Genomic DNA, 14,321 nt, shown 5'->3' on the forward strand with positions numbered 1-14,321 from the left:
AAAATCAAAAACAGACATTCCTTCTATATACCAAACATAGATTTAAACAAAGATATGTCGAACTCCCCCTTAAAGACGGATTCTATATTATCAATTTTAAGCAAGCTTTCAATATTCACACCAAAAACTCTTCCATATTCCTCTCTAAAATTAGGATCGCCGTTCTTTTCTATGGCATTCTCTATAATATCAATAGCCCTTGGAGACAGCTCAAGGCCCACAAATGCCATACTTCCGTCCAGAGTCTTTTGACTATTCGCGAACAATATCAAACCCTTATTCATTAAATATCTAAAGGCTGTTTGAAATCCCACATGATTCATACCAAATACTTCATCAATGACAACTTTCAACCCTTCGTCAGACTGTTCTACCCTACCTTCAGAACTTATGATAAATGCTTCTTCCGAGATAAATCCCTTCCTATAATAAAAATTATAAAAAATTACAGCAAGCTTATTCGCATTTCTAGTTATAGACATACTACTATTCTCCTTATCAATCATTTTATTAAATAGCTCTTGCGCCAAAATCTCCACTCCTAGTTTTTCTGCCTTTGCAAGTTTTGAGGCGCCAACTTTTGCGCCCACCAGCAAGAAATCCGTATCGCGTGTAATGGATTTTTGGAATCTTCCGCCCAAATCTTCAATCTTTTTTGCCATTTCTTCGCGAGAAATTCCATCCAAAGTTCCCGTAATCACAAAGTTTTTACCGCTTAAAACTCCTCCCTTTTTGGTCGAAAATTCTTGAACTTTAACACCCAGCGAAAACATTTTTTCGAGCATTGTCAAATTTTCTTCGTTCAAAAACCACGCCAAAATACTCTCAGCCGCCTTAGCCCCGATTCCATCAACGCTAATAAAATTATCGAAACTCGCCTCTTTGAGTGCTTCAAAATTCTGGAATTTTTCCGCGAGGAGTTTGGCAGTTTCGCCGCCAATATGGCGAATTCCGAGCGCGGCGATGAATTTTTCAAGCGGCGGATTTTTGCTCTTCGAAATTGCCTCAATCAATTTGCCCGCCGAGACCTCAGCAAATCGATCAAGCGCGAGAAGTTGTGCTTTTTGTAGCGCGTAAATATCGGCAAGGCTGGAAATTAGACCATTTTCAACAAGGAGATTCACATTTTTCTCACCTAGATTTTCAATGTCAAGCCCCTGCTTAGATGCGTAAAAAGCCAAGTTTTTCTTCAAAATTAGATCAGAATTGGCGCCCTTTAATCTGTAAACAACCTCACCTTCAGGTCGATAAAACTCCGCGTCAGGAAATTGTTCTGCGAGAGCATTTTCGAAATTAAACTTAACGGCACCATCTTTTCGAAGTTCTGTCAATACACGAGAAACTTTGGGAATAATATCCCCTGCCTTAAAAACCACAACCGTATCGCCGATACGAACATCAAGGCGCGCAATTTCATCCGCATTATGGAGGCTGGCATGCTTAACAGTCGTCCCAGCGAGTTGAACCGGCTCAAAAACCGCAACAGGTGTAGCCGCACCAGTCCGACCAACTGAAATCACAATGTCTTCAACCACAGCCACGGCCTCTTCCGCGGCATATTTGAATGCCACCGCACCACGAGGCTGCTTTCCAACAATTCCAAGAGAAGCGAATTTCTGGCGGTCGTTGATTTTAATCACCAAGCCATCAGTGTTGAATGGCAAAGTTTCTCTTTCATTTTCCCATTTCGAGATAAATTCGAATAAATTTTTAACGCCAAAGATCTTTTCTGCTTGTGAATTTCGAGAAAAGCCGAGTTTAGTTAAAATCTCATACGCCTGTGAATTGGTCAAAATATCATCTTGACTTTCTCGCAAAATATCGTATGCGATAAATTTTAGCGGACGGAGAGACGCAATCTTTGGGTCAAGTTGACGAATCGTCCCAGCCGCCAAGTTGCGCGGATTGGCAAATTCCGGCTCGCCACTGCGCCGCCTGAACTGATTGAGATTCTCAAAATCATCCTTCAAAATAACAATCTCGCCACGGATTTCCGTCCTGCCAACATTAAAACTCTCGACTTCTGGCAAAAACATCGGCACGTTCTTAATAGTTCTAACATTACCGGAAACGTCCTCGCCAACAAAACTATCGCCACGAGTCACGGCGCGGGAAAATTCGCCATTTTCGTAAATCAGCGAACAGGCGAGACCGTCCATCTTGATATCAGCAAAAAAATCTTCTTCGAGCGAAGGATCGAGTTTTTTAATGCGCTCAAACCACGCCGAGACTTCTTCTTTCGAAAAAACATCGTTAAGACTGAGCATTCGAGTAGAATGGGTAACTTTTTCGAAACCGCCCTTCACCGCATTTCCAACTCTTTGCGAAGGCGAATTTGGCGAAATTAACTCCGGACTTTCCGCTTCAATCTTTTTCAATTCAGAAAAAAGAGAATCATAAACTGCGTCAGAAACACTCGGCGCATCCAAAGTATGATACTCGAAAGAATATTGATTGAGCAATCTTACCAAATCCGCATATCGAGTTTTATCGGCGGTATGCATCAACAATCTTCCTGTAAAGCAAATAAATATAAACAGCCGCAAAAACTAGCGAAACACTCGTCACGCCGAGCATTGCAATCTGTATAAAAGGTATATTTTTAACAATCTCGAGGCTTCCTGCTAAAAGATTGACAAGCAAAATCAACGGAACCAATACTATCATCCAAAAAGCAACAATTAAAAGTACTAGCCATACGATTCGCTTAAAGATTTTTAGGCGCCTTTGCGACATAATATCTCCAGAAATTTTCAATGCCTGAAACGGGTATGTTCCAGGAATAGTCGTTAAGATCATCGCAAATAGCGACCCCATCACCCAATAAACAGATATCGAAATCAGCAATAATGCCCCTGACATGAATAACGCATTTTCAATACCTTCGGTCATAAAGTTAGTTAAGCGAGAAGCCGAGAATAGAATTGTCGCAATAAATGCCGGAATCAACTGCACAAAAATCACACCAACAATAACAATCATCGGAATTATTGGTCCACCACAAGAATAAAGCGCATCACGCAGGCTATTTTTTTTATTGCCGGCCAAAATATTTCTACAAATCTGAACTACCGCCAGCCACACAAAAATCACAATAAATGCAATTGCTACCCTCTGAGTATCATTTGGGCTACGCACCAATCCACCAGTGGTAAATGTGGTCAAAACAAGGAGACCAGCCTTACCAACTTCACCAAAAAGATTGCCATGATTCTTATTAGACTCGTCCAAAATCGACTGTAGGCTCGACAAAAAATTCCCGTCCAGTAAGCCAATTAAAAGGAAAGAAAATCCCATAATCGTCAAGACAAGATTTCTAAAAACACGCTTATTTTCTCTGATAAAGCGCAACGTGTCACCAGTGTTTTTCCAATATCCGCCAATTTCGAGTGGTCGAATATAATCTCGCCGCCGAGTCAGCCTAAAACTGCGATGTGGCCTACGCGCACGATATTTCCTAAAGCGCTCAACAATATTTTTTCGAAGCCAAATCCTAAGACTTACCCACCAAAAATAAATAATCGAAATTTGCTCTTCTCCAGAACTCAAATTTTTCTTCTTCATTAAAATCTTCCTGCATTTTGTTTAAGTCGCATAATGCGTTTTTCAAGGGGTGGGTGAGTTGAGAACAAGTTAGAAAAAAAGCCTTTTTCAAGCGTATTAGAAATAAACAGGCCAGAAACAGTGCTTGATTGACGCGCCATTGGGCGAGAATAATCTCGCAACTTTTCGAGTGCCCCAATCATCCCTTCTGGATAACGAGTCAACATAACAGCCGTAGCATCCGCCAAATACTCACGCTCTCGCGAAATCGCCATCCTTACAATCGCCGCCAAAATTGGTGAAATAATCGCAAAAATAAGACCAACAATCATCATTACAGCGTTCTTAGAATCTTTATCGTCCCTAAAGACAATCCTGATCGCAATATCAGCCAAGAATCCAATCGATGCAGTCAAAGCCACAGCCGCCATAGATAGACGAACATCATAATTTTTAATATGGCCAATCTCGTGGGCGATGACCGCCTCGAGTTCACTTTTATCCATAATATCAAGAAGACCAGTCGTTACACAAACTAAAGAATTTTCTGGCTTAGTTCCAGCAGCAAAAGCATTGGGCGCAGGATCATCGATAATATAGACCTTAGGCATAGGAAGCCCAGCGGTGATAGAAATAGTTTCAACTGCAGCGTAAAGTTGGGGGGCTTGGCTGTGTGTAACCTCTTGCGCTCCCGTCATAGCAAGCGCAATTTTGCTTGAAAAAGCATATTCCACGCCGGCATAAATAAGCGACCCGATCAATGCCCACCAAAATACGGACATGTTTTTTGAAGCAAGCGCAAAAAATAGTCCGATTCCTGAAATAATCGCAATAAACATTGTAAAAATCACAACAGTCATTCGTTTATTTTTAGAGATCGAACTATACATTTTGCAAAAATCCTTTCAATTTATAGACTAAAATTGAACTTCGGGCGCATTTTCGACAGTAGAGCGATCAGCAACTTCGAAAAATTCTCGCTTTTCAAAGCCAAGTTTTTTAGCAAAAATATTAGTTGGAAAAACTTTGATTTTGATATTCAAATCTCGAACGCCAGCATTATAAAATCGGCGAGCGCCTTGAATTTTGTCTTCAATTTCTTGAAGTTGGCTTTGAAGTTGAAGGAAATTTGAGTTAGCCTTCAATTCTGGATAACTCTCAGAGATCATCATCAAGCGAGAGAGCGCGCCAGATAATTCACTTTCCGCTTTAGAAGCCTCAGCGACATTGTTGCCTGCGCCCATTAGGCGACTTCGCGCGTCAGATACATCTTCAAAAACTTTACTTTCGTGAGCAGCATAGCCTTTTACAGTTGAAACTACATTCGGAATCAAATCCGCACGGTACTTCAACTGAACAGCAATATCACTCCATGCTTCTTCGACCCGCTCATTCAATTTTACGAGACCATTATATTGTGCCCAGATGTAGAGACCTACAACTACCGCCAAAACAGCAATTACAATTAATACAATTTCCATACTATCCTTTCTTATCTTAAAATGATGGTGCGCAGAGCGGGAATCGAACCCGCACGACTTTTTAGGTCAAGGGATTTTAAGTCCCTCGCGTCTACCAATTCCGCCATCCGCGCATATAGATATTTTATCACGCCCTGACCGCAAAAATCAAGGCGTGACCGTATAAAATTAGTTGGAATCTTTATCAAGAAGCGGCGCAATAAGCATAATCACAACAGAAAAAGCACCAAGCACAAGGAAGGTTGCCCAAGACTTGCCCATAATACTCTCAAGTGAGTTATCTAGCCAAATATTCACAAGACTCACTATTGCACAAATAGTTGCCGTAAAAATATTAAACCAAATTACCGTTTGGCGAATAGTCTTAACTGTTTGGCTATATTTCTTGCGCTCAACCGTTGCGAAAACCGGCTGAGAAACACCCTGTCCGCCAATTACCCGATCGTTTTCACCCTTTCGGATTTCTACTACTTTTTGTGTATTTTCTTCCATACTATTCCTTATATTAAATAATTTTGGAGGCACCTACGAGAATCGAACTCGTGTACGCGGTTTTGCAGACCGCTGCGTAACCCCTCCGCCAAGGCGCCATAACCCGATTATAGCACACTTTGACAGAAAAATAAACATTAGTTTTTCAGATTATTTATGAAATTTTCGAAAGGCAAAACTTCGCCGGTTTTCATATTTTTTAGCGAGAAGGAATTTTCCGCGACTTCTTTTTCACCTACAACCAGCACAAATTCAACACCGCGCTTATCGGCAAACTTGAATGCCTTTTTAATAGAAGAAATTTCGAGAAGAGTTTCAACATTTTTGCCATTTTCTCGAAGTTTTTGCGCGATTTCGAGCGATTTTTCCATTTCGTTTTGGCTCATTGGTATTATAAGAACTTCAGCCGTGGTGCGCTTCTGTTCACGCACAATTTCGAGATTCTGAAGCGTCCAAAACAATCGAGTTAGCCCGATTGAGGCGCCAACACCAGGAAGTTTTTCTTTAGAATAATACTCGCTCAAATTATCGTAGCGACCACCACTCGCTATCGACCCAATCTCGCGGAATTCGTTCAAGTTGGTCTCAAAAACCGTCCCAGTGTAGTAGTCAAGACCTCGTACAATCGACATATCAAGTTTGAAGAATTCTTCGCCGACGCCCATTTTTTGAAGCAGATTTGCGACATTTTCGAGTTCTGCAATTCCTTCTTCGAACTCATTATTTTTATCAACAAGTAAACCAGAAATCGCTCGAAGTTCTGTCAAAACTCGAGAATTATCACCAGAAATTTGGATAAACTTTTTGATCAAATCTTCTCCTTCGCCCAAATCAAGTTCTGTTAATTTGGCTGAAAATTCTTTTTGCGAAATCTTCTCCGCGCGATCGATTAGCGCCAGAATTTCCGCTGATCTTTCCTTCAAATTAAGCGCAGAAATCAATCCACTGGACAATTTTCTGTTAGAAATTCGAAGCGTAAACTTGCCGAAATCAAGTTCTCGAAAGATTGAATAAATCACCGCAATCACTTCAGCATCATAATTAACACTAAGTTTGTCGCGACCCACAACATCGATGTCACACTGATAAAACTCTCGAAATCGCCCGCGTTGAGACCTTTCTCCACGATAAACTTTGCCAATTTGACTCCGCTTAAACGGAAATTGAAGTTGACCAAAATTCTCTGCCACATATCGCGCCGTTGGCACGGTCAAATCAAACCGCAAACTCAAATCATTATCGCCCTTATTAAAGCGATAGATCTGCTTCTCAGTTTCGCCGCCAGCCTTGGCTAGGAGCGTCTCCGTGCGCTCAATCACCGGCGTGTCAATTGGCGAATAACCAAAACGCGCGTGATTTTTCTTGATAATCTCTAAAATCCGATCAAATTCAATCTGCCACTCGGGCAAAAGTTCCATCATTCCGGGCAATGGTTTTGTGTTCATTTTCATAATCTTATCATACCATTTTTACAAGAAATTTTCAAATTTTTATGCTATAATTGAAGAATGAAAACCGCCCTCAAAATCCCCTTAGCAGAAAAACTCCGCCCCCAAACTCTTGACGAAGTCATCGGCCAAGAGCATCTTTTGGGTGGAGACGGAATTTTGCGCCAAATTGTAGAAAAAAAGGAGCCCGTTAGCCTGATTTTTTGGGGGCCGGCCGGAACGGGCAAAACTACACTTTCAAGGATTATCGCGCGAGAGATGAATGCAGATTTTATTGAAATTTCAGCCGTTATTTCTGGTAAAAAAGATATTGAAAAAGTTATCGAGAGAGCCCGACAGAATTGGAATTTACAGATTAGAACCGTGTTGTTTGTCGACGAAATTCATCGCTTCAACAAGTCTCAGCAAGACGCGTTTTTGCCCCACATCGAAAGTGGCTTGATCTCTCTTATCGGCGCCACAACAGAGAATCCCGCCTTCGAAATTATTGCGCCGCTTATCTCGCGCAGCCGCGTCCTTACCCTCAATCCGCTCAGCGAGTTCAACATTATCGAAATTATCTCGCGAGCGATCTCTAAAGTTTCGCCCAAAACTCAAATTGACGGCGATGCGCTTCAACTTCTTGCGCGGATATCTGGAGGCGATGCTCGAAGTACACTCGGTCATCTGGAAATAATTCTCACTTTCGAAAAAAAGAAAATCACGCGCAAATCTGTCGAAAAATTCGCACAGGATTCTTCAATAACTTACGATAAATCCGGCGAAGAGCATTATAACACAATTTCAGCATTTATCAAGTCAATGCGGGCGGGCGATGTGGACGCTACAGGATTTTATCTCGCAAAGATGCTAAAAGCAGGCGAGGATCCCAGATATATTGCGCGCAGAATGGTGATTTTTGCCAGCGAGGACATCGGACTTGCCGGCAATGGTGCGCTAAGTCTGGCTGTTTCGGCGTTTGACGCAGTGGAACGCATCGGTATGCCACAGGCGGGCTACAATCTGTTTCACTGCGCAGTAGCACTGGCTAAAAGTAAGAAATCACGCGAGACAACTGGAGTGATGTACCAGTCCTACGATCTAGCAGAAAAATTCCCGCACGCAAGAGTCCCGCTCCACCTTCGAAATTCTACCTCTAAAATCACAGAAGAACTCGGCTATACTGAAGGATACGAGTGGACCGCCGGCTTTAAGCATGAAAAGGACTATCTTCCACCAGAAGTCCGCGCCTACAAGAATAACTCCGCGCACAACAAAGATCTCGGCCACGGCGTATGGACTCATCAAACCGAGGATTTAATCCAAAATTCAAAAACATAAAACAGCCTTGCAGTGATTTGGAAAGGTTGTTTTGAACTTAATTTTATTCAGAATTATTTTCTGGGAGAACATTTTCTAGCCAAAGTTTCAAGTCCTCCAAAACATTTTCTTGCGCTTTGGAGAGATCTGATTGCGCGGAAACCTCTTCCATTTCTTTCAAGAATTGCGGCAGCATTTTTTGGATATTTTCAGCGCGATATTTTTCCCACGCGGATTTTTCATCCAAGGTCAGTGATTTAGGAAAAATTCGAGCCTTGTAATGAAGTAGCAATTTTGGAAGTCGCTCATCTGTAAAATCAGGGTTAAAATCGGCAAGTTGACGCGCATTAGCATTGCGGACAGCCTCAACTTTTTTCTTATCGATGTCCGGCAAAAATCCGTCATATAGCATTTCCTCTGGCTGTTTTTCAATATTTTCTTCAGAATCGCTGTAATTTTGACTGCGTTTCTCGAAAGCAGAACGAAGATTTTCGCAAAAAACTGGATTCTGCTTCAAAATTTCAGAGTTCTTCAAGATTTCAGCCTTGTCGATTTTAAGCCTTTCGAAATTTTCTTCCGTTAAAACACCAAATGGCGCGACCGCCGGACAGCGATTATATTGGAGAATTTTAGCAGGAATTGGCAAAAAATCCGTATTATCTCGCTCGGACCAAGAACTTTCAAGATTATCAATAATTTCTTCTACTGACATCTGTAAAAACGGCTCGGGAGAAATGCGTAAATCCCAAATGACAGCATTACGGTTGGGTGCAGGAGCCACAATTTGCGCGGGCGAAGTCTTCTCAAACTCAGCAGAAAATCGCCCAGAAGTATAGACAAACGGTGTTGGATTTTCAAGATTAATGAGTTTCTGAACTTCCGACTTTTCTCGCATTTTTAGCAAGTAGTCCAGCATTTGGGGTTGCGATTTTTTAAGAAGTTTAGCGACCTCAATCAAGCCAATGACATCAGCCAAAGCATCGTGGGCGTTTTCATGCTCGATGCCGTTTTCCTTCGTCAAAAGTTCGAGTTTATTTGAGGGGAATTTTTCGCCCGTTTCAGGATTTTCGACAAAAGGCCAATTGATGCCGTCAGGCCTGAGCGCGCGCACCATTCGAACAACGTCGAGAAAGTCCCAGCGACTTCGACCATCCTTCCACTGCCACTCATACGGGTCGAAAAAATTGCGCCAAAACAGATGTCGCATATGCTCATCGTCAAAGCGGATATTGTTGTAGCCGACCGCGATTGTGTCTGGCGTGAAGAATTCTTCGGCGCACATTCGAGCAAATTCCGCCTCCGTGTAGCCCTCTTCAACAGTCTGTTGCGGGCTGATTTTGGTCACCATAAGCGCGCCCGGACTCGGCAGAACATCATCATTCAGTCGCACCAGAATATTCACAGGCTTGCCAATTGGCTCAAAATTCACATCTGTTCTCTGTCCAGCAAATTGCATAATCCGATCTCGGCGCGGGCTAAATCCGCTGGTTTCAAGATCATAAAAAAAGAAGGTTTTCATACTTTGATTTTACATTATTTTAACTCAAAAAGCAAATGCTTTGAATTTTTGCCTGAATGTGTTATAATTTATTTGTTGTCGAAGTTTTTCAAAACTTCACTCGACTAGCCAGAGAAAGGCTCGCACATTAAAGGAGGAAAAAATGACAAATCCATTCCCATACTCTACAAATCCTACTGGCCTTGCGCTACACATAACCGGAAAGTTGATCGAAAAACCTTACGGAAACAAGGGCAATAATCACACTTCGAAAGACAAAAAAGAAGTTTTTCGAAAAGATGAAGAGGCGGAAAAATAACCGCATTCCGAAGAAGTAGGAGGTTCTTATATGGTTTTCAACCCTTTTGAAAAACCCACCCCGATCACGATGGGGGATTTTCTATATAGTCCATCTAAGGGACACCTACCGCTCGCTATCATGCGATATGACGTACCAGAGATGATGAAATCAAAGACAGCAACTTTGATTTTTTCAAATATCGAATATGCATTTTTCGAAATAGCGAGAGATATTCCAGATAAAGCATCTCTCGAGGTCGTAAAATCGGCCTTCGAGAGTATGCTCAGCAAAGAAAGGATCGAAGAGATCGTCAATTTTGTCGAGAGCCTTCGAAAATAAACTCCAAAAAGCACCGCCATTCACTCGAAAGGCGGTTTTCTTTTTAATCTTCCCACTCAGAGTCAACAAGTTCAAAATAATTTTCCGCAATACAGATGACGCTATTATTCAAAGCACCTTGACCGCGGAGTTCGCGCTCGATACCCATCTTGCGCAAAATGTCGCGCAGACGATTCACGCCATGAATATTGCCAAAGTTGGTCCGCCGAGCAAACTTCTCAATCTTGTCACCGCGGACAACAAAGTACTCATCGCCGTCGTCATCTTCCGCTCGCTCAACCCACCAACTCTTGGAAATTTCTTCTTCCGAAAGAGAAATCACTGCGAGATCTTCATCATCGAGAGATTCAGATTCTTCTTCGAGAGCCAATTCTTGTGCGCGCTTTTCTTCAACTTTCTTTCGAAGAGCCCGAAGAACATCTTTCAGCCCCTGATGAGCGCTCGACGAAATCGCAAAAATCTCGGCATCGCCCGCAACTTTTCGAAGATTTTCAATCTGAAACTCAATAAGTTCCGCATCCATGCCTTCACTTTTAGTCAATGCAACAATTTCTGGTCGAGTCAAAAGTTCTGGTTGGTATTTTCGAAGTTCTTCTCTGATAATCTGATATTTTTCTGCTGGGTTTTCTTCGTAGATATCGATTAGATGAAGTAAAACAGCCGTACGCTCAACGTGGCGCAAAAACGCATCACCAAGACCCTTACCCTCGCTAGCGCCCTCAATCAGACCTGGAATATCAGCAATCAGCAGATTGTATCCGTCAATCTCTGCCACACCAAGATTAGGCGTTAAAGTAGTAAAAGAATAGTTGGCGATCTCTGGGCGGGCATTAGACACCACACTCAAGAATGTTGATTTGCCGGCATTCGGGAAACCAACAAGACCAACATCCGCCAAAAGTTTAAGTTCAAGTTCTGCTTCAAAAGTCTCACCCTCTTCACCAAGTTCTGCCACTCGCGGAGTTTGACGGACGCTAGATTTGAAGTGTGCGTTACCAAATCCGCCATCACCGCCGCGCGCGACTACGGCTTCTTCTCCGTCTTTTTTGAGGTCGGCGAGGATTTCGCCATCTTTTTTGACAAGCGTGCCCATCGGAACTTTAACGATTAGATGCTCGCCAGACCTGCCGGTTTTGTTACGCTTGGAGCCACTTTCGCCATTTTTAGCCTTTAGTTCTGGCTTATATCGAAAATTAAGAAGAGTATTGAGATCCTTAGTAGCACGAAAAACAACATCACCACCACGTCCACCATCGCCACCGTCTGGGCCGCCCTTTTCGATGTATAATTCGCGCCGAAAACTAACCGCACCATTTCCGCCGCGGCCAGCCTGAATGAAGACTTTTGCTGTATCTATAAACATAATACAATTATAACATTTTGGCGCAATTTTGTCCAACAAAAATCACCCTTCTTTATTGAAGAGTGATTTAATTTTTAGTGAATGAAGTTGGACACTTGTGACGCTGGAATAGTCCTTCGGCTTGTCACGCCAAGACCACGAGTGTTCATCTCGCTAACAGTGATTGTTCCATCGGCATGAACAGCCTCGACATAAGCAACGTGTCCCCAACCGGACATACCACCAGCATAAGGGTTCCATTGCGCAATTGAACCTACAGCTGGAGTTGAATCAACTTTATAACCAGCTGCTCGCGCGCTATATGCCCAACTTGATGCGTTACCCCAGAAACTTCCGATATCTGGACGAAGGTTATAAACATACCAAGTACAGTTACCCCAAGCGTAAGCATTCCCGGCTTTAGCGTTGTAGTTGGAAGCAATAATTGCAGAATTGGAAACTGACGATTGAGAAACACCATAAGAAGCCGAAAATCGTCGAGCAACTGGAGCGACATAATCTGGGCGTTCTTTTTCCGGTAAAATACCGCCAGGGATGACAATTTCTTTTCCTGCTTCGAGTTTATTATTTTCTATATTATTGTAAGAAAGAATTCGCTCAAGGCTTGCTTCATATTTTTTAGCAATTTCTTCGAGATTGTCTTCGGCTTTTGGCGAATATACAATACCATCAACCGGCAAGATACGGATTTCTTTGCCCGCTTCAAGCTTGCCACCCTTGATATTATTCACCCATTTAATAGTTTGTGCAGTAATACCGAATTTCTCCGACACTTTAGCGATATCTTCTTCGGACTCTGCCTTATAGGTCTTAATCTCACGGTTCTCGTTGGCAACTTCAAGGATCTTAGGCTTTTCTACCACACCAGAAGTCTCGGTAGAAGAATCCTGAAGTACAGAAACTGAAACGGATAGGCTGGCAGTGTTTGGCGCAACAGAAAGGTTGGCGCTCTCTGCCAAGTTGGCTACTAAGTTAGTTTCAGAAACTGTATCAACAGAAGCAGGCTTGCTTTCTACCTGAGATATAACAGAAGTTGTTTCTGTCGGCGCAATACTATTTACTTGAGATTCTTTCTCTAAAGGATTGGATCCAAGTATAGCTAAAGTACCTACTGCAATAAATACAGCAGAGTACATTAGTGTTGTTTTGTTATTAAATTTACCCAAAAATCCAGAAATTTTAGCAGATCTTGAGTGTTTAGAATTCAAAATTTCAATTTTTGGTGATTTTTTCACCATTTGTTGATTACGAATAATCTTTCTCCCGCAGACGCATTACTGCGCCGCACTACCTTAGTTTTGTCCCTCTATTGAGACGAGCACGGTGTCGACCTTTATTAGTTAATATTAGTTTAAATCGTGCGCTCTTACGACAATTTCTGGCAGGTGCCTCGCTGATAAAATCTCAATTCTCCATAAATTTTTACCACGATTTACATCCGTATTTTACCAAAAAATACCCCAAAAGTCAAGGTTTTAGGGCATTTTAACACAAGTTAAATGATTTTACATTTTTCTTTACAGTGGTTGACTATATTCTTCTCGTGATCAGCAGAAGTTTTACCAAAATAAGTCTGGTCATCATCCCCACTTAGAAAGAATAAATAATCGTGCTCAGCAGGTTCAGCCACCGCATTTAGAGCGGATAAACTTGGCGTTGAGATAGGTGTTGGTGTTAATCCAGGATTGATGCGGAGATTATATGGAGAACTTAACTGCGTATCACGCGCCACCCCTGTTTTATCGGCGATATACTGATAAGTTACATCTGATCCAAGATTCATTCCCTGCTTCATTCTATTAAAGAAAACGCCAGCAATTTGCCTTTGGTCTTCGCAAATCAACTTTGCTCCACAGCCAATAGATTCTTTTTGAACAATTGACGCTAAGGTTATACCTTGGTAAAGATTAAGGTCGCGTTTCTTGAATTTTTCAGCAAGATCCATCTCTTTGATCTTCTTTTCAAAGTCCAAGAAAAATCTCGAAATCACCACTTTAGCACTCGTGCCTTTTTCGAAGATATGTGTCTCGCCATAAAAATAACCTTCAAGGTCCGCATCAGCAGGCTTATCGGCAAAAAGCACAGGGAAATCTTTGGAGTAATCCAATTTTAAGGCTTCATCAACTTCCTGTTCGGAAAATCCAGCAGAGATTAACGATTTCTTTGCACCACCCACCGTGCCACCGGGCAAAAATGTGACCGCAAAAGTCTTCTGAACTTGGCCAGAATTCAAAATCTCCAAAATCTCTGGAATAGACTTCTCTCCTTCAAATTTATATACTCCAGCCTTGAAATCTGTTTTTTTGTTGAACTTAGCATAAAATTCAAAAGATTTTTTATTAGAAATCCAGCCGAAATTCTTTAATTTTTCTGCGATTTGCGGTAAAGTTTCACCAGAATTGACGATAATTTGCGTATCTTGTCCGCGAGTTTTTACAGATATATCGTTAAAATATTTGAACATAACCGTGCCGCCAAAAGAAAACAAGGGGAGCAAAATCACCAATAAAATTAGCCCAATCTTCTTAAAATTTTTCTTCTTCTCCACTTTCCACCT

At 42.0% G+C, this 14,321-nt stretch carries 13 protein-coding genes and 2 tRNA genes; 3 read left to right on the top strand and 12 right to left on the bottom strand.

The window, feature by feature from the left end; all coding sequences use genetic code 11:
* Window positions 1–23: 23 nt before the first annotated feature.
* From ligA to hisS, 8 genes are all read right to left on the bottom strand, one after another.
* Window positions 24–2,504 (bottom strand): NAD-dependent DNA ligase LigA, encoded by a 2,481-nt coding sequence (gene ligA / locus Q4A21_02495; GenBank protein MDO4902405.1) that lies wholly within the window; start codon window positions 2,502–2,504, stop codon window positions 24–26.
* The gene (locus tag Q4A21_02500; GenBank protein MDO4902406.1) at window positions 2,488–3,564 is read right to left on the bottom strand and encodes a hypothetical protein; all 1,077 of its coding nucleotides are present in this window, start codon (window positions 3,562–3,564) and stop codon (window positions 2,488–2,490) included. Before Q4A21_02500 ends, ligA begins: the two co-directional genes overlap by 17 nt.
* On the bottom strand, window positions 3,564–4,433 hold the full coding sequence (locus Q4A21_02505; GenBank protein MDO4902407.1) for a M48 family metalloprotease: 870 nt from the start codon (window positions 4,431–4,433) through the stop codon (window positions 3,564–3,566). Before Q4A21_02505 ends, Q4A21_02500 begins: the two co-directional genes overlap by 1 nt.
* 27 nt (window positions 4,434–4,460) lie before the next feature.
* Window positions 4,461–5,024 (bottom strand): LemA family protein, encoded by a 564-nt coding sequence (locus Q4A21_02510; protein MDO4902408.1) that lies wholly within the window; start codon window positions 5,022–5,024, stop codon window positions 4,461–4,463.
* Window positions 5,025–5,049: 25 nt separating this feature from the next.
* Window positions 5,050–5,137, bottom strand: a tRNA-Leu gene (locus tag Q4A21_02515).
* A gap of 55 nt (window positions 5,138–5,192) precedes the next feature.
* A complete protein-coding gene (locus Q4A21_02520; GenBank protein ID MDO4902409.1) occupies window positions 5,193–5,516 on the bottom strand; it encodes a hypothetical protein in 324 nt (107 codons plus the stop codon).
* 24 nt (window positions 5,517–5,540) lie between these two features.
* Window positions 5,541–5,614 (bottom strand) — tRNA-Cys (locus Q4A21_02525).
* Window positions 5,615–5,653: 39 nt separating this feature from the next.
* Window positions 5,654–6,961, bottom strand: coding sequence for a histidine--tRNA ligase (gene hisS / locus Q4A21_02530; protein MDO4902410.1), 1,308 nt, complete (start codon window positions 6,959–6,961; stop codon window positions 5,654–5,656).
* A gap of 63 nt (window positions 6,962–7,024) precedes the next feature.
* On the opposite strand from hisS, the gene Q4A21_02535 reads away from it, so the two are divergent.
* Window positions 7,025–8,284 (top strand): replication-associated recombination protein A, encoded by a 1,260-nt coding sequence (locus Q4A21_02535; GenBank protein MDO4902411.1) that lies wholly within the window; start codon window positions 7,025–7,027, stop codon window positions 8,282–8,284.
* Window positions 8,285–8,327: 43 nt separating this feature from the next.
* Here the strand turns inward: Q4A21_02535 and sbcB are convergent, their stop codons facing one another.
* Window positions 8,328–9,782: an exodeoxyribonuclease I gene (gene sbcB, locus Q4A21_02540; protein MDO4902412.1), complete on the bottom strand. Its 1,455-nt coding sequence runs from the start codon at window positions 9,780–9,782 to the stop codon at window positions 8,328–8,330.
* Window positions 9,783–9,924: 142 nt separating this feature from the next.
* Here sbcB and Q4A21_02545 point away from each other — a divergent pair, with 142 nt between their 5' ends.
* Window positions 9,925–10,080, top strand: coding sequence for a hypothetical protein (locus Q4A21_02545; protein MDO4902413.1), 156 nt, complete (start codon window positions 9,925–9,927; stop codon window positions 10,078–10,080).
* Between the two features lie 30 nt (window positions 10,081–10,110).
* The gene (locus Q4A21_02550; GenBank protein MDO4902414.1) at window positions 10,111–10,401 is read left to right on the top strand and encodes a hypothetical protein; all 291 of its coding nucleotides are present in this window, start codon (window positions 10,111–10,113) and stop codon (window positions 10,399–10,401) included.
* A gap of 43 nt (window positions 10,402–10,444) precedes the next feature.
* Here the strand turns inward: Q4A21_02550 and obgE are convergent, their stop codons facing one another.
* From obgE to mltG, 3 genes are all read right to left on the bottom strand, one after another.
* Complete coding sequence (obgE, locus tag Q4A21_02555) at window positions 10,445–11,764, bottom strand: GTPase ObgE (GenBank protein MDO4902415.1); 1,320 nt, start codon at window positions 11,762–11,764, stop codon at window positions 10,445–10,447.
* Window positions 11,765–11,838: 74 nt separating this feature from the next.
* Window positions 11,839–13,002, bottom strand: coding sequence for a CHAP domain-containing protein (locus tag Q4A21_02560; GenBank protein MDO4902416.1), 1,164 nt, complete (start codon window positions 13,000–13,002; stop codon window positions 11,839–11,841).
* A 257-nt stretch (window positions 13,003–13,259) separates the two neighbouring features.
* Complete coding sequence (gene mltG / locus Q4A21_02565; GenBank protein MDO4902417.1) at window positions 13,260–14,312, bottom strand: endolytic transglycosylase MltG; 1,053 nt, start codon at window positions 14,310–14,312, stop codon at window positions 13,260–13,262.
* Window positions 14,313–14,321 lie beyond the last annotated feature (9 nt).

The sequence above is a fragment of the bacterium genome (assembly GCA_030530825.1).
Taxonomy (GTDB): Bacteria; Patescibacteriota; Saccharimonadia; order Saccharimonadales; family Saccharimonadaceae; genus Nanogingivalis.

Excerpts from the sequence above, each read along its gene's own strand:
- ligA (MDO4902405.1), bottom strand. The coding sequence starts at position 2,504 with ATGCATACCGCCGATAAAACTCGATATGCGGATTTGGTAAGATTGCTC.
- Q4A21_02500 (MDO4902406.1), bottom strand. The coding sequence starts at position 3,564 with ATGAAGAAGAAAAATTTGAGTTCTGGAGAAGAGCAAATTTCGATTATT.
- Q4A21_02505 (MDO4902407.1), bottom strand. The coding sequence starts at position 4,433 with ATGTATAGTTCGATCTCTAAAAATAAACGAATGACTGTTGTGATTTTT.
- Q4A21_02510 (MDO4902408.1), bottom strand. The coding sequence starts at position 5,024 with ATGGAAATTGTATTAATTGTAATTGCTGTTTTGGCGGTAGTTGTAGGT.
- Q4A21_02520 (MDO4902409.1), bottom strand. The coding sequence starts at position 5,516 with ATGGAAGAAAATACACAAAAAGTAGTAGAAATCCGAAAGGGTGAAAAC.
- hisS (MDO4902410.1), bottom strand. The coding sequence starts at position 6,961 with ATGAACACAAAACCATTGCCCGGAATGATGGAACTTTTGCCCGAGTGG.
- Q4A21_02535 (MDO4902411.1), top strand. The coding sequence starts at position 7,025 with ATGAAAACCGCCCTCAAAATCCCCTTAGCAGAAAAACTCCGCCCCCAA.
- sbcB (MDO4902412.1), bottom strand. The coding sequence starts at position 9,782 with ATGAAAACCTTCTTTTTTTATGATCTTGAAACCAGCGGATTTAGCCCG.
- Q4A21_02545 (MDO4902413.1), top strand. The coding sequence starts at position 9,925 with ATGACAAATCCATTCCCATACTCTACAAATCCTACTGGCCTTGCGCTA.
- Q4A21_02550 (MDO4902414.1), top strand. The coding sequence starts at position 10,111 with ATGGTTTTCAACCCTTTTGAAAAACCCACCCCGATCACGATGGGGGAT.
- obgE (MDO4902415.1), bottom strand. The coding sequence starts at position 11,764 with ATGTTTATAGATACAGCAAAAGTCTTCATTCAGGCTGGCCGCGGCGGA.
- Q4A21_02560 (MDO4902416.1), bottom strand. The coding sequence starts at position 13,002 with ATGGTGAAAAAATCACCAAAAATTGAAATTTTGAATTCTAAACACTCA.